The 19,632-nt window shown below is 68.0% G+C and carries 18 protein-coding genes; 9 read left to right on the forward strand and 9 right to left on the reverse strand.

Annotation, left to right across the window (positions count from 1 at the left end; all coding sequences use genetic code 11):
* Positions 1–8: 8 nt before the first annotated feature.
* The 3 genes from N5K27_RS16860 to N5K27_RS16870 are packed head-to-tail and all read right to left on the reverse strand — an operon-like array spanning position 9 to position 3,026.
* Positions 9–1,004, reverse strand: coding sequence for a DUF58 domain-containing protein (locus tag N5K27_RS16860; RefSeq protein ID WP_279817653.1), 996 nt, complete (start codon positions 1,002–1,004; stop codon positions 9–11).
* Positions 979–1,995, reverse strand: a complete 1,017-nt coding sequence (locus tag N5K27_RS16865) for a MoxR family ATPase (RefSeq protein WP_087839452.1) — start codon at positions 1,993–1,995, stop codon at positions 979–981. Before N5K27_RS16865 ends, N5K27_RS16860 begins: the two co-directional genes overlap by 26 nt.
* 20 nt (positions 1,996–2,015) lie before the next feature.
* A complete protein-coding gene (locus N5K27_RS16870; RefSeq protein WP_087839451.1) occupies positions 2,016–3,026 on the reverse strand; it encodes a trypsin-like peptidase domain-containing protein in 1,011 nt (336 codons plus the stop codon).
* Positions 3,027–3,263: 237 nt separating this feature from the next.
* Here N5K27_RS16870 and N5K27_RS16875 point away from each other — a divergent pair, with 237 nt between their 5' ends.
* Positions 3,264–4,334 carry a VWA domain-containing protein gene (locus tag N5K27_RS16875; protein WP_087839450.1) on the forward strand — a complete coding sequence of 357 codons (1,071 nt, stop codon included), beginning with the start codon at positions 3,264–3,266 and terminating at the stop codon, positions 4,332–4,334.
* Positions 4,335–4,408: 74 nt separating this feature from the next.
* On the forward strand, positions 4,409–5,791 hold the full coding sequence (locus N5K27_RS16880; protein WP_279817671.1) for a UDP-glucose/GDP-mannose dehydrogenase family protein: 1,383 nt from the start codon (positions 4,409–4,411) through the stop codon (positions 5,789–5,791).
* Here N5K27_RS16880 and N5K27_RS16885 read toward each other — a convergent pair.
* Positions 5,782–6,744 (reverse strand): LysR family transcriptional regulator, encoded by a 963-nt coding sequence (locus tag N5K27_RS16885; protein ID WP_279817673.1) that lies wholly within the window; start codon positions 6,742–6,744, stop codon positions 5,782–5,784. The two genes, N5K27_RS16880 and N5K27_RS16885, sit on opposite strands and share 10 nt — an antisense overlap.
* Positions 6,745–6,858: 114 nt before the next feature.
* Here N5K27_RS16885 and N5K27_RS16890 point away from each other — a divergent pair, with 114 nt between their 5' ends.
* Positions 6,859–7,500, forward strand: coding sequence for a DsbA family protein (locus tag N5K27_RS16890; protein WP_279817676.1), 642 nt, complete (start codon positions 6,859–6,861; stop codon positions 7,498–7,500).
* Between the two features lie 3 nt (positions 7,501–7,503).
* Here N5K27_RS16890 and N5K27_RS16895 read toward each other — a convergent pair whose 3' ends face one another.
* Positions 7,504–9,360 carry a S9 family peptidase gene (locus N5K27_RS16895; RefSeq protein ID WP_279817677.1) on the reverse strand — a complete coding sequence of 619 codons (1,857 nt, stop codon included), beginning with the start codon at positions 9,358–9,360 and terminating at the stop codon, positions 7,504–7,506.
* A gap of 176 nt (positions 9,361–9,536) precedes the next feature.
* On the opposite strand from N5K27_RS16895, the gene N5K27_RS16900 reads away from it, so the two are divergent.
* The 4 genes from N5K27_RS16900 to N5K27_RS16915 all read left to right on the forward strand — a co-directional run bounded on the left by N5K27_RS16900 (position 9,537) and on the right by N5K27_RS16915 (position 13,627).
* Positions 9,537–10,223, forward strand: coding sequence for an ABC transporter substrate-binding protein (locus tag N5K27_RS16900; protein ID WP_279817679.1), 687 nt, complete (start codon positions 9,537–9,539; stop codon positions 10,221–10,223).
* Positions 10,224–10,394: 171 nt separating this feature from the next.
* A complete protein-coding gene (gene gmk / locus N5K27_RS16905) occupies positions 10,395–11,036 on the forward strand; it encodes a guanylate kinase (protein ID WP_087839444.1) in 642 nt (213 codons plus the stop codon).
* Positions 11,037–11,071: 35 nt separating this feature from the next.
* Positions 11,072–11,275, forward strand: a complete 204-nt coding sequence (gene rpoZ, locus N5K27_RS16910; protein WP_087839443.1) for a DNA-directed RNA polymerase subunit omega — start codon at positions 11,072–11,074, stop codon at positions 11,273–11,275.
* A gap of 213 nt (positions 11,276–11,488) precedes the next feature.
* Positions 11,489–13,627 (forward strand): bifunctional (p)ppGpp synthetase/guanosine-3',5'-bis(diphosphate) 3'-pyrophosphohydrolase, encoded by a 2,139-nt coding sequence (locus N5K27_RS16915; protein ID WP_243724562.1) that lies wholly within the window; start codon positions 11,489–11,491, stop codon positions 13,625–13,627.
* Positions 13,628–13,635: 8 nt separating this feature from the next.
* On the opposite strand, the gene greB is transcribed toward N5K27_RS16915, so the two are convergent.
* The 3 genes from greB to N5K27_RS16930 are packed head-to-tail and all read right to left on the reverse strand — an operon-like array spanning position 13,636 to position 15,865.
* Positions 13,636–14,199: a transcription elongation factor GreB gene (gene greB / locus N5K27_RS16920; protein WP_087839441.1), complete on the reverse strand. Its 564-nt coding sequence runs from the start codon at positions 14,197–14,199 to the stop codon at positions 13,636–13,638.
* A 5-nt stretch (positions 14,200–14,204) separates the two neighbouring features.
* Positions 14,205–15,053: a 3',5'-nucleoside bisphosphate phosphatase gene (locus N5K27_RS16925; RefSeq protein ID WP_165963207.1), complete on the reverse strand. Its 849-nt coding sequence runs from the start codon at positions 15,051–15,053 to the stop codon at positions 14,205–14,207.
* Positions 15,050–15,865 carry an alpha/beta hydrolase gene (locus tag N5K27_RS16930; protein WP_254914617.1) on the reverse strand — a complete coding sequence of 272 codons (816 nt, stop codon included), beginning with the start codon at positions 15,863–15,865 and terminating at the stop codon, positions 15,050–15,052. Before N5K27_RS16930 ends, N5K27_RS16925 begins: the two co-directional genes overlap by 4 nt.
* 286 nt (positions 15,866–16,151) lie before the next feature.
* Here N5K27_RS16930 and N5K27_RS16935 point away from each other — a divergent pair, with 286 nt between their 5' ends.
* Complete coding sequence (locus N5K27_RS16935) at positions 16,152–17,840, forward strand: AMP-binding protein (RefSeq protein ID WP_087839438.1); 1,689 nt, start codon at positions 16,152–16,154, stop codon at positions 17,838–17,840.
* On the opposite strand, the gene N5K27_RS16940 is transcribed toward N5K27_RS16935, so the two are convergent.
* Entirely contained in the window at positions 17,770–18,597 is an 828-nt protein-coding gene (locus N5K27_RS16940) for a ferritin-like domain-containing protein (RefSeq protein ID WP_087839437.1), read from the reverse strand. The genes N5K27_RS16935 and N5K27_RS16940 overlap by 71 nt on opposite strands.
* Positions 18,598–18,664: 67 nt before the next feature.
* Here N5K27_RS16940 and hslO point away from each other — a divergent pair, with 67 nt between their 5' ends.
* Positions 18,665–19,597: an Hsp33 family molecular chaperone HslO gene (gene hslO, locus N5K27_RS16945; protein ID WP_087839436.1), complete on the forward strand. Its 933-nt coding sequence runs from the start codon at positions 18,665–18,667 to the stop codon at positions 19,595–19,597.
* Positions 19,598–19,632 lie beyond the last annotated feature (35 nt).

Raw genomic sequence — 19,632 nt, forward strand, 5'->3', positions numbered from 1 at the left:
TTCCCGGTTCAGATGTCTCGGGCCCAGGGCCCGTTCAGTCCACCCACGAGCTGGCTGCGCCGGCGGCGCAGCCGCATGAAATGCAGCAGTGCCCGGTCCAGCCGCTCGTCGGTGGCCAGTTCCAGGCAATCCACGCCCGCCTCGGCCAGGGCCTTGCGCAGCGCCGTCTCGCGCTCCGTGGCAGCGGCGGCGAAGCGCCGTCGGAAGCCGGGATCGTGGGTATCGACGAAAAGCTGTTCGCCGGTCTCGGCATCCTGCAGCACCACCAGGCCCAGATCGGGCAAGGCCTGCTCCAGCGGGTCGTACAGGCGCACCGCGACGACCTCGTGGCGCTGGGCCAGCACGCCCAGCGTCTGCTCCCAGCCCGGCGCGCTGATGAAGTCCGAGACCACGAACACCACCGAGCGCCTGCCTATGGCCGACAGCGAACGCTCCAGCAGGTCGCCCAGTCGTGTCTCGCCCGACTTGCCGTCGGCCCGCAGCGCGCCGATGCGGTCCAGCACGTGCAGCACGTGGCGCCGGCCGGTGCGTGCGGGAATCGCGCCCTCGCCCTGGCCACCGTACAGGACCGCGCCGACGCGGTTGCCATAACGCGTCAGCAGCCGCGCCAGCACGGCCACGAAGCTGGTCAGCACCGCCCGCTTGCGCACGCCGGCCGAGCCGAAATCGACCGAGCCCGACAGATCCAGCAGGAACCATGCCGATACCTCGCGGTCCTCCTGGAATTCGCGCACGTGCGGCGATTGCAGCCGCGCCGTGACGTTCCAGTCGATGTGGCGCACGTCGTCGCCCGCCTGGTATTCGCGCAGGTCAGCCAGGTCCAGGCCGAAGCCCCGGAACAAGGTGCGATAGTCGCCCTGCAGTGCGCCGTCCAGGCGGCGGATGACCGTCCACTCCAGGCGGCGCAGCAGCTCCTCGGCCTCGCCCTTGGCAGGAACCGACGCGACCGCCGCGTCGTTGGCCGGCTCGGCCGGCCGCTTACTGAACCGCCGCAACCCGAACATGCGAATCCAATGGCCGCTCCGGGGCCGGCAAGGTCTGGAGGATGCGCGTGATGATCTGGTCGGACCCGAGCCCGTCGGACAGCGCCTCGTATGACAGCACCAGCCGGTGCCGCAGCACGTCGGGAATCAGGTCGACCAGGTCCTCGGGCAGCGCATAGTGCCGTCCGCGCAGGAAAGCGAGCGCGCGCGCCCCTTCGACCAGGTTGATGGTGGCCCGCGGGCTCGCGCCGAAGGTCAGGTAGCGCGACAGGTCGGACAGCCCGTAGGCCTCGGGCCGGCGCGTGGCGGCCACTACCTTCACCGCGTACTGCACGAGGCCGGGATCGACGTACACCTTGCGGCACTCCGCCTGCAATTGCGTGAGCTGCTCGGTGACCGCGACCGGCTGCACCTGCACCGGCGGCCCCGTGACCCGGTCGACGATCACGAACTCCTCTTCCTCGCTCGGATAGCCGACGATGACCTTCATCATGAAGCGGTCGACCTGCGCCTCGGGCAAGGGATACGTGCCCTCGGTCTCGATCGGGTTCTGGGTGGCCATCACGAGGAACGGCGACGGCACCTTGTGGGTTTCGCCCGCGATGGTGACCTGCCGCTCCTGCATGACCTCCAGCAGCGCGCTCTGCACCTTGGCCGGCGCGCGGTTGATCTCGTCGGCCAGCAGCAGGTTGGCGAAGACCGGACCCAGCACCGTGGAGAAATCCCCGGTGCGCTGGTTGTACATGCGCGTACCCACCAGGTCCGCCGGCAGCAGGTCCGGGGTGAACTGGATGCGCTTGAACGAGCCTCGTATGGTCTTGGCCAGCGTGTTGACGGTCAGCGTCTTGGCCAGGCCCGGCACGCCTTCCACCAGCAAATGCCCCTGGGCCAGGATGGCCACCAGCACCCGCTCCAGGAAGTGGTCCTGCCCCACCACCACGCGCTTGACCTCGTACAGCAGCCGTTCCATCAGGTTGGCGCTGTCTACGGCACTCATGGGCTTGTCGTTCATAGGCGTCCTGTCGTGGAGAGTCAGAAGGGGGGCATGCCGACCGCGCTGCCGGCGCTTTCTATCGTGGTGGCGAAGCCGATGCCGACGAAGGTCCCGGCGTTGGTCGGGTTGAGGATGGCGGTGACGATGCCGACCACCTCGCCGTTCATGTTGACCAGCGGTCCGCCGGAGTTGCCCGGGTTGGCCGCCGCATCGAACTGGATCAGCCGCGTCAGGACGTGCCGCCCCTCGGCCGAGACGAATTCGCGGTTCAGGCCCGAGACCACGCCGGACGACACCGACGGCCCGATGCCGAACGGAAAGCCCACCGCCACGACCTCGTCTCCCGGCGCGAGATCCAGGCTGGACCCCAGCGTGGCGGCGGGCAGGTCGTCGGGCACGGACTTGGCGCGGATGACGGCCAGGTCCTTGTCCGGCTGGATGGCGACCACGTCGGCATCGGCCTCGTAGCCGTCGAAGAAGGTGACCTTCAGGCGCCTGGAACCCGAGATGACGTGGAAGTTGGTCAGGATCACGCCGCTGTCGACGATGACCACGCCCGAACCGATGCTGCCTTCATGCCTGGGTGCGTTGCCTTCCTCGTTCCTGGCCGTCTGCCTGTCCTTGCCCCTGGACTTGCCGCCCGCCTTGGGCTTGGCGCCCGGAGGCGCGGCCGGCTTGGCCTTCTTCGCGCCGCCGTCCTGCGCTTCTTCCTCGTCGCCGTAACCGCGTATCTGCACCACCGACTGGCGCACGGCCTCGGCCGCCTTGGCCGGACGCGAGGGCAGGGTCTTGTTCTGCAGGGTGTGCAGGACCGCGGAATCGATGTCGTCCTGGGTCAGCTGCCTTTGTTTAGGTTGCAACAAAACGAAAACCAGGCCGCCCGCAACGACGAGCAAGGCCAGGCCGAAGAAAGCGGTGCGGTGCCTGGCCGTCCAGTTCCGGAGCCGGCCCGGCCATCCCGGCCGGCGCGCCTGATCGGCCTCGGCCTTCGGCGCGGCATCGACCGAAGGGGGCCTGGCGGTCCTGCTGTATAGGGCAACCCGTTTCATCACTACCGTCCAGCTTGGCGTTCTTCACGGAATGCGGTCCCGCGTCCGGGCGCGCCCGAATTCCCTTGGGGTATTCAAGGCTGACAGCCCGGACCGCCCCCGGTTCAATCGAACGAGGGCCCGGCCAAAATAAGGTAACACTTAAACGACGGCCATGGGCGGATACCTTTACCGCCGCAAGGGTTCATGGGCATACTAAAGACAACGTTGCACACTCCCGCGCGCCAAGGAGCACTCATGCGGTTTCTCTGGCCCGATCTTCTCTGGCTGCAGCTCCTCGTTCCCCTGCTCGTAGCCCTCTACCTGTACGCGCTGGCCCGCCGCAAGAAGGCGGCCATCCGGTATGCCAGCCTGAGCCTGGCCAAGGCCGCCATCGGTCCCGGCCAGCGGCTGCGGCGCCACATCCCGCCGCTGCTGTTCCTGCTGGCGATGTCGGCGGCGCTGCTGGCGTGCGCGCGTCCCACCGCGACCGTCACCCTGCCCTCGGACACCCTCACCGTCGTCCTGGCGGTGGATGTCTCGCGCAGCATGCAGGCCGCCGACATCGCCCCCAACCGTCTGGTGGCGGCGCAGATGGCGGCCAAGCGCTTCATCTCCGAGCTGCCGTCCAACGTGCGGCTGGGCATCGTCTCGTTCGCCGGCACCGCCGCGGTCGTGCAGACGCCCACGGACAACCGGCAGGACATGATCGAAGCCATCGATCGTTTCCAGCTGCAGCGCGCTACCGCCACCGGAAGCGGACTGATCCTGGCCCTGTCCATGCTGTTCCCCGACGACGGCATCGACCTGGAATCGGTCATCTTCGAAACCCCGTCCGTCCGCGCCGGGCGCCGCGCCGTACCGCTCGACCAGGCGGCCGCCGCCGAGGCGGCCAAGAAAAAACAGAAGACCTTGCAACCGGTGCTGCCGGGCTCGTACACCTCGGGCACCATCATCCTGCTCAGCGACGGCCGGCGCACCACCGGCCCCGACCCGCTGGACGCCGCGCGCATGGCCGCCGAACGGGGGGTGCGCGTCTACACCGTGGGCTTCGGCACCCAGCAGGGCGCGCCCATCGGCGACGAGGGCTGGTCGTTCTTCGCAAGACTGGACGAACCCACGCTGCGCACGGTCGCGCAGATGACGGGAGGCGAGTATTTCCTGGCCAGCTCCGAGGCCGACCTGAGTTCGGTATACCGCAATCTCAACGCCAAGTTCTCGATGGAGCGCAAGGAAACCGAACTCAGCGCCCTGCTGAGCGCGGCGGCGGTCGTCCTGCTGACCCTGGCCTGCGTGCTGTCCATGCTCTGGTTCCAGCGCAGCCGCTAGCGCACCGTTCCGTTGCGCCGCCGTGACAGGCCTTTGTCAGCAGATTGCAATGCGCGCCCGATATAAATCGGGACATGAATCTCGCGATCATAGGGGCCGGCTACGTCGGCCTGGTTACCGGTGCGTGCCTGGCCGACGTGGGCAACCGCGTCGTCTGCGTCGAACGCAATACCGAGCGCCTGCGCGTGCTGCGCGGCGGGGGCATCCCCTTCTTCGAACCCGGGCTGGCCGAGATGGCCGCGCACAACGCGCAGGCAGGACGCCTGGCCTTCACCGATGACCTGCCCTCGGCACTGAGCGATGCCGAGATCGTCTTCATCGCGGTCGGCACGCCGGCGGACGAGGACGGCTCGGCGGACCTGGGCCACGTGCTCGAGGCCAGCGCGGCCCTGGGCCGGGCGATCCCGCGCGACATGGTCGTCGTCGTGAAATCGACCGTGCCCGTCGGCACCTGCCACCGCGTGCAGGCACTGATCGAGGAAACCCTGCGCGAGCGCGGTGCCCCGTGGCGCGTCTCGGTCGCCTCGAACCCGGAGTTCCTGAAGGAAGGCAGCGCGGTCGACGACTTCCAACGTCCCGACCGGATCGTGATCGGCACCGAGGACGCCCGCGCGCTGCGGCTGATGGCGGCTCTGTACGCCCCCTACAACCGCAATCGCGACCGGCTGATCCACACCGACGTGCGCTCGGCCGAATTCACGAAATACGCGTCCAACGTCATGCTGGCCACGCGCATCTCGCTGATGAACGAGCTGGCCAGGATCGCCGAGAAAGTCGGCGCGGACATCGAGGCGGTGCGCCACGGCGCCGGCGCCGATCCCCGCATCGGCCACCACTTCCTGTACGCCGGCGTGGGCTACGGCGGATCGTGCTTTCCGAAAGACATCCAGGCGCTGGCCCGGCTGGCGGCCGACCATGGCGAATCGACGCCGTTGCTCGACAGCGTGCAGCGGGTGAACGAGGAACAGAAGCGCGTCATGGCGGCGAAGATACGCCGCCACCTGGGCCCGTCGCTGCAAGGCCGCTGCGTCGCGCTGTGGGGCCTGGCCTTCAAGCCCAATACCGATGACATACGCGAGGCGCCCAGCCTCGCGCTGGTGCGCGAGCTGCTGGCCGACGGCGCGACCGTGCGCGCGTACGATCCGGTCGCCGCCGACAACGCGCGCCGCGCGATCGGCCACCCCGGCCTGGTCATCGTCCCCAACGCGCTGGCGGCCTGCGAAGGCGCCGACGTGCTGGCCGTGGTGACCGAATGGCGCGAGTTCAAGTCGCCCGATTTCCGCGGGCTGGCGGGCCGGCTCAAGTCCCGCGCGATCTTCGACGGCCGCAACCTGTACGACCCCGAATACGTGGAAAGCTGCGGACTGGCCTACTACGGCATAGGACGCGGCGCCCGTCCCGCCCGCCCGGGGCGGGAGGACGCGGACACGCCCGCGGTCACGACCGGCTACTGGTGACGGCTTGCGCCGCGCCGGCCGCGCGCCGCCGGCGCGGCCAGGATGTCCTGCAGTTCGGCGTCCCAGGCCGGCGGATCCGAAAAGCGCTGCGCCAGGAAATCGAGCAGCGTGCGCAACGTGGGCGGCATGTGCTTGCGCGAGGTGTAGACGCCGTACAGGGTCATGTCGCGCGGCGGCGCATCGGGCAGCAGCACCCGCAGGCGTTCCGCGCGCACCAGCCCGCCCACCGCATAGGTCGGCAGCATCGCGATGCCGGCCCCGCACACGGCCGCCTCGACCAGCGCGGTCGCTTCGTTGGAGCTGATGTTCCCGCCCACCGCGACGGACACCGGCGCGCCGGCGCGAACGAAGTGCCACAGGCTCTTGCCGGTGTACGAATGGGTCAGGCAATTGTGCAGGCCGAGTTCCTCCAGCCTGCCCGGCGTGCCGTGCTGGCTCAGGTAGTCGGGCGAGGCGCACAGCACCGAGCGGCATGCCGTCAGCCGGCGCGCGATCAGGTTGGGATCGAGGTCGTTGGTGACGCGCAGCGCGAGGTCGATGCGTTCGTCGACCAGGTTGACGGTGCGGTCCGCCATGACCATGTCCACGGCCACGTCGGGGTATTGGCGGGTGTAGTCGACGATGGCCGGCGCCAGGTGGGCCTGACCGAAGGACGTGCTCGCCGTCACGCGCAGCACGCCGCGCGGCGCGCTGTCCGGGCTGGACACGGCGGCGCGCATGTCCCCTTCCAGTTCCAGCATCTGGCGGCAGCGCGCCAGCACCTCGGCGCCGGGCGGCGTCAGGCTCAGCCTGCGCGTGGTCCGGTGCAGCAGCCGGGCCCCCACCCATTCCTCCAGTTCGGCCAGATAGCGCGAGACGGCCGGCCGGGACAATTCCAGCGCCTCGGCCGCCGCGGACTGGCTGCCCCGGTCGACTACTTCGACGAATACGCGCATCGCGCTGAGTCTGTCCATACCTGACCGGTTCCGGCAACAAATAATTCTTGATTCTACGGTTTTTACTATCGTTTTTTGTAATTATCCTGGCACCTGGCGAAAATCCGGACGCATGCGTCCCCCAAGCCCATCATGGAAACGACCAGGCTTCACTACATCTACGATCCCTTCTGCGGCTGGTGCTATGCCTCGGCCCCCTTGATGGCCGCGGCCCGCCATCTGCTGCCCGTGACCGCGCACGGCGGCGGCATGATGGCCGGCAGCAACCGACAGCCCGTGACCGACCGCCTGCGCAACTACGTCATGCCGCACGACCGGCGCATCGCGGCCATGACCGGCCAGCCTTTCGGCCAGGCCTATTTCGATGGCCTGCTGCGCGACCACGATGCGGTGTTCGACTCCGAACCGCCCATTACCGCCATCCTGGCTGCGCTCGACGCGGGCGGCGAAGGACGCGACCTGGACCTGCTGGCCCGGCTGCAACGCGCCCATTACGTGGAAGGCCGGCGCATCGCCGACGCCGGGGTGCTGGCCGAGATGGCGGCCGACATCGGCCTGGACCGGCCGGCCTTCGAAGCCGCCTATGCGGCGCGCAAAGGCCAGCCGACACGCGACCACATCGCCGAGAGCCGCGCCCTGCTTGCCCACGCCGGCGGCCAGGGCTTCCCGACCTTCGCGCTGGAACGCAATGGCCGCTACCGGCTGCTGGATACCGGCCGCTACCTTGGCCGCGTCGACGAATGGCGTGCGGCGCTGGCCGGGCTGATCGACTAGGGCCTACAGGTATTTGGCCAGGAACGCTTCCATCGCGGCGTAGAACTCGAACTGGTTCTCCTCGTTGTGGAAGCCGTGCCCTTCGTTGTCCTTGACCATGTATTCGACTTCCACGCCACGCGCGCGCAACGCGGCCACGATCTGGTCGCTCTCGTCCTTGTTGACGCGCGGGTCCTTCGCCCCCTGCGCCACGAACAGCGGCGCCTTGATGCGGTCGACGAAGAACACCGGCGACGCCGCGTGCAGCATGTCCTTGTCCCGCTCGGGATCGCCCACCATCTCGTGCATGGAATCCAGGAAAGGCTTCCAGTACGGCGGAATGGTATTCATGAACGTGAAAAGGTTCGAGACTCCCACGTAGTCCACGGCCGCCGCGTACAGGTCCGGCGTGAAGGCGATGCCCGCCAGCGTCGCGTAGCCGCCGTAGCTGCCGCCGTAGATGGCGATGCGCCCGGGATCGGCGATGCCTTCGCGCTTGAGCCATTCGACGCCGTCGGTGATGTCGTCCTGCATGGCCCGGCCCCACTGCCTGAACGAGGCCTCCCAGAACTTGCGCCCGTAGCCGGTCGAGCCCCGGAAATTCATCTGCAGTACGGCATAGCCGCGGTTGGCCAGGAACTGGACTTCGGGGTTGTAGCCCCAGGTATCGCGCGCCCACGGCCCGCCATGGGGATGGATGACGACCGGCAGGTTGCGCGGCGTCACGCCCACCGGCAGCGTCAGATAGCCGTCGATCTTCAAGCCATCGCGGGCGGTATAGCGCACGGGCTTCATCGGCGCCATGTCGCGTTCCAGCAGCCACGGCTGGATCTCGCCCAGCTTGGTCAGCTTGCGCGAGGCGGCGTCGTACAGGTAGCGCGCTCCCTGGGTGCGGTCGTTGTAGGCCGCCACGACGAAACGTGTCTCGTCGCGCGTCTCGCTCTGCAGCGCGACCTCGTAGCCGCGCAGCTGGCTTTCCAGGTCGGCGTAGATCTCGGCGGTGGCCGGATCCAGCACCTGGCGCTGGGCCTTCCAGGTCACATAGCCGATCTCGGTCAGGACCTTCCGCCGGTGCGAGTAGGCCAGCCCCGAGACGTCGACCTCGGGATGCTCGAATATCAGCGCGCCTTCGCGCGCGGTGTGCGGATCGAATTCGAACAGCGCGGCCTTGTCCCGGCCGCGGTTGGAGCTGACGTAGATGCGCTTGTTGTCGAACGTGAAGAACAGCGGCGCGACGCTTTCCTTGAAATCCGTGGTCAGGATGGGGCGGAACTCCTCGGCCTCGGTATCGCGATAGAGCAAGGTATTGTTGACCCCGTCCGTGGCCACCGCCAGCCTCAGCCGGCCATCGTGGTCCGTGGCCCAGCCGGTGATGTTGCCGGGGTTCTGCGCGATCAGCTCTTCCTTCCCGGTGGCCACCTCGACGCGGAACACGTCGAACACCTGGGGGTCCCGCCGGTTGTGCGACAGCAGCACGTGCGCGTCGTCGTCGATCAGGTCGTCCACCACGTCGGCCCGCACGCCGTCGTAGGGGGTGAGGTCGGTCGGTTCGGACGCGCCGTCCAGCGGCACCGACAACAGGTGGAAGTTCTCGTCGCCGCCGAAATCCTTGACGTACAGGATATGGGCCGGCCCCTTCCAGAAGAACCCGCCCACGTCCCGCTCGGCTTCCCCGGTCAGCGCCCGCGCCGGGCCAGTGGGGACGCCCTGCTCGTCCAGCGCCTGCACGTGGACGTTCTGGCGGCCCTGGGCAGGCGCCAGGAAGGCCAGGTGCCGGCCGTCGGGCGAGATGCGATAGCTGGAACGTTCCGGTTTGCGGAAGAAATCGCGCACATCGTAGCGCTTGACGAGCCGTATGGCGGGAGTGGAGGTCGAGGTCATGGCGCGGTCCGCGGGGAAAGGAAGGAAAGGATCGGAAAACATAGCACAGCGACACGGCGCCATCCGCCGCCCCCGGCCTTCGCAGCATTCTGTTTCAGTCGTCCGGAACACCGGACGTGATATACCCTCCAATACATACCGACGGCCTCCGGCCGCCGTCCGTCCAGGGAGATTCCATGCTCGACTCGCGCCCCGCCCCCCAAGCCCTCGCCCCGATCCGCCACCGCCTGGCCTGGCTCGCCTGCTGGGCCGCCGCGCTGGCCCTCGCCTTCTTCGCCGCCGGCCAGGCCCGCGCGCAGGCGCCCGACCCGCAGGACCCGCCCAACGTGATCATCCAGAAGGCGGCCAACAACGTGCTCGAGCGCATCCGCAAGGACCAGGAGCTGAAATCCGGCTCGCCCGAGAAGATCAACCAGGCGATCGACGAACTGATCCTGCCCTACGTGGACTTCGAGAAGACCACCCGGCTGGCGGTGGGCCGCTATTGGCGCCAGGCCACGCCCGAGCAGCGCAGCTCGCTCGTGAAGGAATTCCGCAACATGCTGGTGCGCACCTACGGCGGCTCGGTCTCCGCCATCACCCCGCAGGCCCGCGTCGACATGCGCCCCTTCCGCGCCGAGCCCAACGCCACCGACGTCGTCGTGCGCACCACGGTCACCGACGGACAGCGCGACCCCATCCCGGTCGACTACCGGCTGGAGAAAAGCGCCCAGGGCTGGAAGATCTACGACCTGAACGTCATGGGCGTCTGGTTCATCCAGAACTATCGCGACCAGTTCGCCTCCATCGGCTCGCAGGGCGGCGTGGACGCCATCATCAAGGCGCTGCAGACCAACAACCAAAAAATGAGTACGGGTAGATAACCCCCCTACGCCCTTACGGGCGCCCCCCAGGGGGCGATGCGGGTGGACCGGCGGAGCCGGATCCACCGCATCCTGGGTCTCTGTGGGGCTGTCTCGGTGCGGAGCGCCGTATTCTTGCGTCCCCCAAGGGCGGGGGGGGATATAATATTTTTTTGTTTGCCGCACTGATTCATGCCTCCACGCGCCGGTAACGTCTTCATGGTCGTCGCGCCCAGCGGCGCCGGCAAGTCCAGCCTGGTCAACGCCCTGCTCAAGGCCAGACCCGAAATCCGCTTGTCCATTTCCTGCACTACCCGCCCGCCCCGGCCGGGCGAGACCGACGGCAAGGAATACCACTTCGTCAACGTGCCCGCCTTCGAGAAGATGCAGCGCGACGACGACCTGCTCGAATGGGCCGAGGTACACGGGAATTTCTACGGCACGCCGCGCAGCTGGATCGAGCGCCAGACCGAGGCGGGCAACGACGTCCTGCTGGAAATCGACTGGCAGGGAGCCCGCCAGGTGCGCGCCAAGTTCCCCGAAGCCATAGGCATCTTCATTCTTCCACCGTCCATCGAAGCCCTGGAAACGCGGCTGCACGAACGCGGCCAGGACGAGCCCCACGTGATCGCGCGGCGGCTGCTGGCGGCGGGGGGCGAGTTCGCGCATGCCCCCGAATTCGAATATGTTATTATTAATCAAGACTTTAGCGCAGCCTTGGCCGACATGACGACGATCGTTACCGCCGCCAGGCTGCGTTTTCGTTCTCAGGCAGCCCGGCATGCCAGCCTGTTTTCGCAACTGGGCATTCCGCAAACTTCCGCACCGCTTTGATTCGCGTCCAGTACGCACAGCTTTCAGGGACCCTCATGGCACGTATCACCGTAGAAGACTGCTTGAAGCAAATTCCGAACCGGTTCAAACTGACCCTCGTGGCGACCTATCGCGCCCGGCAATTGGCCCAGGGCCACGCCCCCAAGCTCGATAGCAAGGACAAGCCGACCGTGACCGCGCTGCGAGAGGTCGCTTCCGGGGTGACCGGAGTGGAAATGCTGAAAAAGGTCCCCACCTGATTGACAAGACCATGATGGTCTTGCCGCCGGCACGTATGCCGGCGATGCCCGGAGCGGCCCGGTCCACCCGGGGACGCTCCTCCTGAGGCGACCATGGGATTTCCAGTCTCTTCCTCGCGTCCCGGAAGCAATTCCGGGACACCGACAGCAGTTGCTGCCGCCGCCGGCGCACAGGCGCTTGCCTCAGCCGGTCCGGCGCCGGCCCCCGCCGGCGTGTCGTTCGCCCCGCTGGCCGAAACCATTTCGCAGTACCTGAGCCCGGAAGACGTCCGCCGGGTGCGCGAAGCCTACCGTTTCTCCGACGAAGCGCACCTGGGCCAGTTCCGCGCCAGTGGCGAGCCCTACATCTCGCACCCCATCGCCGTCACCGAAATCTGCGCCGCCTGGAAGCTGGATGCGGCGGCGCTGATGGCCGCCCTGCTCCACGACGTCATGGAAGACCAGGGGGTCACCAAGCAGGAACTGATCGAACGCTTCGGCACCGAGGTCGCCGACCTGGTCGACGGACTGTCCAAGCTGGACCGGCTGGAGTTCGCCAGCAAGGCCGAGCAGCAGGCCGAGAGCTTCCGCAAGATGCTGCTGGCCATGGCGCGCGACGTACGCGTCATCCTGATCAAGCTGGCCGACCGGCTGCACAACATGCGCACGCTGGGCGCCGTCAGCCACGAGAAACGCCGCCGCGTGGCGCGCGAAACGCTGGAGATCTATTCGCCCATCGCCCACCGCCTGGGGCTGAACATCATCTACCGCGAACTGCAGGAACTCTGCTTCGAGGCGATGTATCACCACCGCTACATGGTGCTGCGCAAGGCGGTGCTGGCCGCGCGCGGCAACCGCCGCGAACTGGTGGGCAAGATCCAGGAAGCCGTGCGCGCGGCGCTGCCCGCCGCCGGTATCGAGGCCGAGGTCAACGGCCGCGAGAAGAACCTGTACGGCATCTACACCAAGATGCTGGAGCAGAAGAAATCGTTCTCGGAAGTGCTGGACATCTACGGCTTTCGCATCGTGGTCAATTCGCAGCCCGAGTGCTATCTGGCGCTGGGCACGCTGCACCAGCTGTTCCGGCCGGTGCCGGGCAAGTTCAAGGACTACATCGCCATTCCCAAGGTCAACGGCTACCAGTCGCTGCACACGACGCTGGTGGGCCCCTACGGGACGCCGGTCGAGTTCCAGATCCGCACGCGCGACATGAACCAGGTGGCCGAGAGCGGCGTGGCGGCGCACTGGCTGTACAAGACCTCCGACGTCGACCTGAACGACCTGCAAAAGCGCACTCACCAGTGGCTGCAATCGCTGCTGGACATCCAGCGCCAGACCGGGGACAGCAGCGAGTTCCTCGAACACGTCAAGGTGGACCTCTTCCCCGATGCGGTCTACGTCTTCACGCCCCGCGGCAAGATCATTTCGCTGCCGCGCGGCGCCACGCCCATCGATTTCGCCTACAGCATCCACACCGACGTGGGCAACCAGACGGTGGCCGCCAAGGTCAACGGCGAGTTCGTGCCGCTGCGCACCGAGCTCAAGAGCGGCGATGCGGTCGAGATCGTCACCGCCGAGCATTCCCGCCCCAACGCCCAGTGGCTGAACTTCGTGCGCACCGGCAAGGCGCGCTCGGAAATCCGCCACTACCTGCGCACGGTCAAGTACGAGGAATCCGTCAGCTTCGGCGAACGTCTGCTGGGCCAGGCGCTGAAATCCATGAACATGCCGATGCCGGACAGCACCGACCCGATCTGGGACAAGCTGGCGCGCGGCAGCGGCGCGCGCTCGCGCGACGAGATCCTGGCCGACATCGGGCTGGGCAAACGGCTCGCTGCGGTGGTTGCGCGCCGCTTCATGCCCGAGGGCGATCCCATCTCGACCACCGCCGAGCAGGTGGAACGCTACACGGAACAGGGCACCGCCTCGCCCATACGCATCCAGGGCAACGAAGGCCTGGCCGTGCAGCTGGCGCCCTGCTGCACGCCCATCCCCGGGGATGCCATCGTCGCCTACGTGCGCCTGGGCCACGGCCTGGTGGTCCACACCGAAGACTGCCCCAATGCCCGGCGCCAGCGCGCCCGCGAACCGGAACGGTGGCTGGACGTCGCCTGGGACGACCAGACCTCGCGCCACTTCAACGTCCGCATCGATGTCGTGCTGCGCCAGGAGCGCGGAGTGCTGGGCCGCGTGGCGGCCGAGATCTCGGCCTCGGACGCCAACATCACCCACGTCTCCATGCAGGACGAGGCGTCGTCCACCGTGGCGGTGCACTTCACCATCCAGGTGGAAAGCCGGCAGCACCTGGCCCAGGTCATCCGCCACCTGCGGCGCGTGCCGCAGGTCCAGCGCATCATCCGCGTCAAGGGCTGACCGGCCCGCTACTGCGGCGCCGGATCGGGATAGCGCACTTCCAGGATTTCCAGTTCATCCACACCCGACGGCGTGCGCAGCACGACCGTGTCGCCCTCGCGCGCCTTGATCAGGGCGCGCGCCACGGGCGAGATCCAGCTGATCCGCCCTTGCAGCGGTTCGGCCTCGTCCACGCCCACGATGGTCACGGTGTGCTCCTCGCCGGCGCGGTCCATGTAGGTGACCGTGGCGCCGAAGAACACCTGGTCACGATTGGGCTGCGCGGAGGTGTCCACCACTTCGGCGATGTCCAGGCGGCGGGTCAGGAAGCGCATGCGGCGATCGATCTCGCGCAGGCGCTTCTTGCCGTACAGATAGTCCCCATTCTCGGATCGGTCGCCATTGGACGCGGCCCACGACACGATCTGGACCACGGACGGCCGCTCCACGTTCATCAGGTGGACCAGTTCCCCGCGCAGGCGCGCGTAGCCGTCGGGCGTCATGTAATTGCGTACCCCGGCCGGCAGGGCCAGGTGCTCGGGCAGGTCGTCGTCCTCCTGGCCCTCGGATTCTTTGACAAAAGCCTTGTTCATGGAGCTCAAAACCAGTCGTGCCAGATGGGCGTCAGGTGCGCGGGCAGGGGCGGCAGGCAGCCCAGGTCTACCCGGCTTTCCTCGGGACCGTGGAAATCCGAGCCGCGCGAAGCCAGGAAGCCGTAGCGCACGGCGACCTCGGCGTACTCGCGGTATTGGTCGGGCGTATGGCTGCCGGTGACGACCTCGATGCCGACTCCGCCCAGTTGCAGGAATTCGTCGTACAGCGCATGGAACTGCAGCGGCGTGTAGGGATAGCGGCCCGGGTGGGCGATGGCAGCCACGCCGCCGGCGCCTCGTATCCACCCCACGGCATCGGGCAGCGTGGCCCAGCGCATGGGCACGTAGCCGGGCTTGCCTTCCACCAGGTAGTTCTGGAAGACCTCGCCCACGTCCTTGCACACGCCGCGCTCGACCAGGAAACGCGCGAAATGGGTGCGGCTGATGAGTTGCGGGTTGCCGACATGGACCAGCGCCCCCTCGAAGGCGCCCGGGATGCCGACCGCTGCCAGTTGCGCCGCCATTTCGCGGGCGCGGCGCTCGCGGCCGGAACGGGTGTCGCGCAGCCCCTCGACCAGGACCGCGTCATCGGGATCGACGCCCAGGCCCACGATGTGGACCGTTTCGCCGGCCCAGGTGACCGAGATTTCCACCCCCGGGACGAAGCGCATCCCCAGTTCCCGCGAGGCCGCCGCGGCCTCGTGCAGTCCGCCGACCTCGTCGTGGTCTGTCAGCGCCAGCACGTCGACGCCGTTGCGGCGTGCACGCGCCGCCAGGCCGGCCGGCGGCAGCATGCCGTCCGACACCTGGGAGTGGCAGTGCAGATCGACGTTCAGGGCAGGTTCCATGTTCACATTGTAGGACGGCCATCCGGCACCGTCGCCGCCCGCGCCAGGAAATCTGCTACGAGTTGCGCCACCTCGTCCGGACGCTCCTGATGCAGCATGTGGCCGGCATCCTCCACCAGCGCCCGTTGCAGCGAAGCAACGCAGGCCAGCCTGTCCTCGTAGCCCGGTTCGGCCCAAGCCCTGGCGCGGACGGCGCTGTCTGCCGCCTCGACCCACAGCACCGGCGCCGCGATCCCGCGCCAGCAGGCCAGCACCTCCTCCAGCCGATAAAGAACGCGATTGACGATCTTGTGGGCGGGATCGGCGCGCAGCCGCCACCGTTCCCCGTCGGGGCAGCCGTTCTCGCGGGCCAGGAACAGCGCTTTACCGGCGTCCAGCCCGGGATTGTCCCGCATCAGGCGCTGGGCGTAGGTTTGCGGACTGTCGTAGTCCGCCAGCCGCGCGCCGGCCGCGATCTGGTCCAACCACTGGCGCAGCCTGCCCGGCGCCGCCTCGGCCGGCTGCGCCGCCAGGCCCAGCCCTTCCAGGTTGACCACTGCCGCCACCCGGTCGGGGCGCACGCCGGCATACAGCATCGCCATGTTGCCGCCCATGCTGTGTCCCAGCAGCAAAAGCGGGCCGGAAGGCGAAAGATGACGGCAAAAAGCGTCGAGATCGCCCAGGTATTCGCCCACCTCGTAGGAATCTCCCCCACCCCATTGCGTCCTGCCGAAGCCGCGCCAGTCTGGCGCCACGATATGGAACCGGCGAGCCAGCCGGTCGGCCACGAACTGGAACGAAGCCGACGAGTCCATCCAGCCGTGAAGGGCCAGCAGCAACGGGGCGCCATTGTCGCCCCAATGACGAAAATGGTGACGCAAACCCCGAACTTCCAGATACTCCGATCGCGGGGCGACTAGCGGCTCGTACATGATCATTTATCGACAATTAGGGGAAATTGAGGGAAAACCCGCGAAAAACGCGGGCCGGAGTGGTGCCCTGCTCCTGCGCCGGCAGCACCAAAGCCATTGCGGTTATCGGTCAGGTCAGTAATGATTGCCATATAACGCAGCAAACCCCGTCCGCCGACCTGGCCGGACCAGATCCTGAATCCAGCGGAGGGTTATGGAAGACCAGTACCAGGCACTCTACACCACGTTCCGTTGGTGGGTCCCGCAACGCCTGAACATCGCCGATGTCTGCTGCCGCCGCTGGACCGTCACCAGCGCCGATGCCCGCCGCATCGCGATCTACGCGGAAGATGCCGAAGGACGGCGCGAAGTCTGGACCTACGGCCGCCTGCACGAATACGCCAACCGTTTCTCCAATGGCCTGCGCCGCATGGGCGTGCAACGCGGCGACCGCGTGGCCATCGCCCTGCCCCAGCGCCCCGAAGCCATCGTCGCCCATATCGCCGTCTACCAGATGGGCGCCATCACCGTTCCGCTGTCGGTCGCGCTGAACGCCCAGACCTACGAACAGCGGCTGCGCGACAGCGAAGCCCGGATCGCCATCGTCGACGGCGCCGCGGCCGCGGCACTGCTGCCGGCCACCGAGCATTGCCCCCTGCTGCGCCAGACGGTCGGCATCGACCTGGACGACGAGCGGGTCCTTTCCTGGCGCACGCTGCTCGCTCGCCAGGAAAGCGCCTTCGACATGCATCCCACCTCGGCCTCGGACCCCGCGCTGCTGCTTTATACGGCGGGCGCGGGCAGCGTGCCCAAGGGCGTGGTCCTGCCCCATGCCACCCTGATAGGCAACCTGCCCGGCTTCGTGGCCGCCCAGAACTGGTTTCCCCAGCCTGCCGACGTCCTGTGGACGGCATCCGAATGGGGCAGCCCCCACGGCCTGTTCGGCGCGGTCCTGCCGGGCCTGTATTTCGGCCAGCCGATGGTGGGTATGCGCCGGCCGCCGGATCCCGAAGCCACGTTCGCCCTGCTGGAACGCTACCGCGTCACCAACGTCGCCCTTACCACCCGCGACCTGCGGCGGCTGCTCAAGGCCGTGCCGCGCCCCGCGGAACGTCATCGGCTGGCCCTGCGCGCCATCACGGCCACCGATACCTCGCTCGGCGCGGCGCTGTTCGAACAATGCAGGGCCGCGCTGGGGATCGAACCCAACGAAACCTTCAGCCAGGTCGAGATCGGCACGATCATCGGCCAAAGCAGCCAGAAATGGCCCGCCCGGGCGGGCAGCCTGGGCAAGCCCTACCCCGGCCACCAGATCGCCATCGTCGACGCGCTGGGCCGGCCGGTCGCCACCGGAGAACACGGCGAGATCGCCGTCAATCGCTACGACATCCACGGCCATCCCGATCCTTCCTTCTTCGCCGGCTACTGGCGGGGCGAGGAAACCGGGCGCCCGGTCAGCGGCACCTGGCACCGCACGGGCGACCTTGCCCGGCAGGATGCCGACGGCTACCTGTGGTACGTGGGACGCCTGGACGAGATGTTCCAGCTGGGCAACCGCCTGGTCGCGCCGGGACCGATCGAGGACTGTCTGACCCGGCACCCCGACGTGGCCGAGGCGGTGGTCGTGCCGACGCCGGATGGCAGCGGCATCAAGGCCTATGTCGTCGCCCAGGCTGTGCCGGAACAGGACAAGGCCGCCCGCGAGGCAGCCCTGCGGGAGGCCCTGCTGGCGCATGCCTGCGGCCAGTTGGGCACGGACGGCGCGCCCAAGGACATCGAATTCGTCGAAGCCCTGCCGCTGACGCCGTCCGGCAAGATCCGGCGCCAGGCGCTCAGGCAGATCGAGGACGATCGCGGCCGGAAATGGCCGACTGCTCCAGCGAGCGCAGCTCCGCTTCCGTGAAGCCGGCCGCCCGGCGGGCGGGAAGATTGAACGGCCCGAACTGCCCCGGCGCGTCATGGCGCCGGGCCAGCACCGCGTAATGGTCCACGGGATCGACGCCCTCGCGCTCGCACAGATACCGGTACCAGCGATTGCCGATGGCCACGTGGCCGATCTCGTCGCGCAGGATGATGTCCAGGATGCCGGCCGCCGCCTCGTCCCCGGCCCCCGCCAGCTTGGCCCGTATCGCCGGGCTCACGTCCAGGCCCCGGGCTTCCAGCGTGCGCGGCACCAGCGCCATCCGGGCCAGCGGATCGAGCCGGGTCCGCTCGGCCATCTGCCATAGCCCGTCGTGGGCCGGAAAATCGCCGTAGGCGTGGCCCAGGATGCGCAGGTGGTCGGCCAGCAGCGAGAAATGCAGGGCTTCCTCGCCGGCGACCTTGAGCCAGTCCAGGTAGTACTCGTCCGGCATGCCGGCGAAACGCCAGACCGCATCCAGCGCGAGGTTGATCGCGTTGAACTCGATGTGGGCCAGTGCGTGCAGCAGCGCCGCCCGCGCCTCGACCGAGGCCACTCCCCGTCCCGGCACGTCGCGCGGCGACACCAGCGGCGGCCGCGCCGGCCGGCCGGGCACTCCCACGGGCTCTTGCAAGACGCGGCCGGCGTCCACATATACAGGCGTGGCTGCCAATTCGCGGGTACCGGCGGCCTTCCCGGCGGGATCATCCAGGACCAGCAGCGCGCAGGCGGCCTGCCGCAGTTCCAATTCAGCAGTCATGGGGTGCATTGTAGAATGGCCGGTCCAGGCGCCCGCTGCTGCCCCATTTTTTTCCGAGGAAGCCGTCTTGTCCGACCAACTCAAGAAATACCTGTTCGAGGACCAGACGGTCCGGGCCGAAGTCGTGTCCATACGCGATACCTGGAGGGAAATCCAGGCACGGCACGACTATCCGCCCGCCATCCAGAAGCTGCTCGGCGAACTCGTCGCGGCCAGCGCGCTGCTGGCCGCCAACATCAAGTTCAACGGCACCGTGGTGCTGCAATTGCAGGGCGACGGCCCCATCGGCCTGGTCGTCGTGGAATGCCACGCCGACCTGGGCATGCGGGCGACCGTCAAGCTGCGCGAAGGCCACGCGGTACCTGACGACGGCACGTTCCAGAGCCTGCTGAACCCCCACGGCGGCGGCCGCTTCTCGGTGGTGCTGGATCCGCAGGACCGCCTGCCCGGCCAACAACCCTACCAGGGCATCGTCGCCCTGCAGGGCGAATCGGTGGCCCAGGCGCTGGAACACTACATGCTGGCCTCCGAGCAGTTGCAGACGCGCATCTGGCTCGCCGCCGACACCGGCTGCGCCGCCGGCGTGCTGCTGCAACAGTTGCCCCGCCAGGGCGGCAAGACGACGACCGACCCCGCGCCGGCCTCGGTCGCGGAAGACACCTGGGAACGCGCGCAGATCCTGGCCGAGACGATCAAGTCCGAGGAATTGCTGACGCTGACGCCCGACGCGCTGATCCGGCGCCTGTACTGGCAGGAGACCCTGCGCACCTTCGAGCCGGCGGGCGTGTCGTACCGCTGCACCTGCTCGCGCGAAAAAGTGGCCGACGTGCTGCTGCGCCTGGGCAAGGAGGAAATCGACGACATCCTGGCCGAGCAGGGCCGCGTCCAGATCAACTGCGACTACTGCGTGAAGAGCTTCGAGTTCGATCCGGTCGACTGCGCGGAACTGTTCGCCAACGCGTCGGCCAAGGTGCGGCACCAGAGCGAGGCCCGGCACTAGAGCCGGAACCAGGCGGCGGCGGTCCGCCGTGGTTC

It is taken from the genome of Pigmentiphaga sp. GD03639, assembly GCF_029845405.1.
In the GTDB taxonomy this organism is placed as follows: domain Bacteria; phylum Pseudomonadota; class Gammaproteobacteria; order Burkholderiales; family Burkholderiaceae_B; genus Pigmentiphaga; species Pigmentiphaga daeguensis.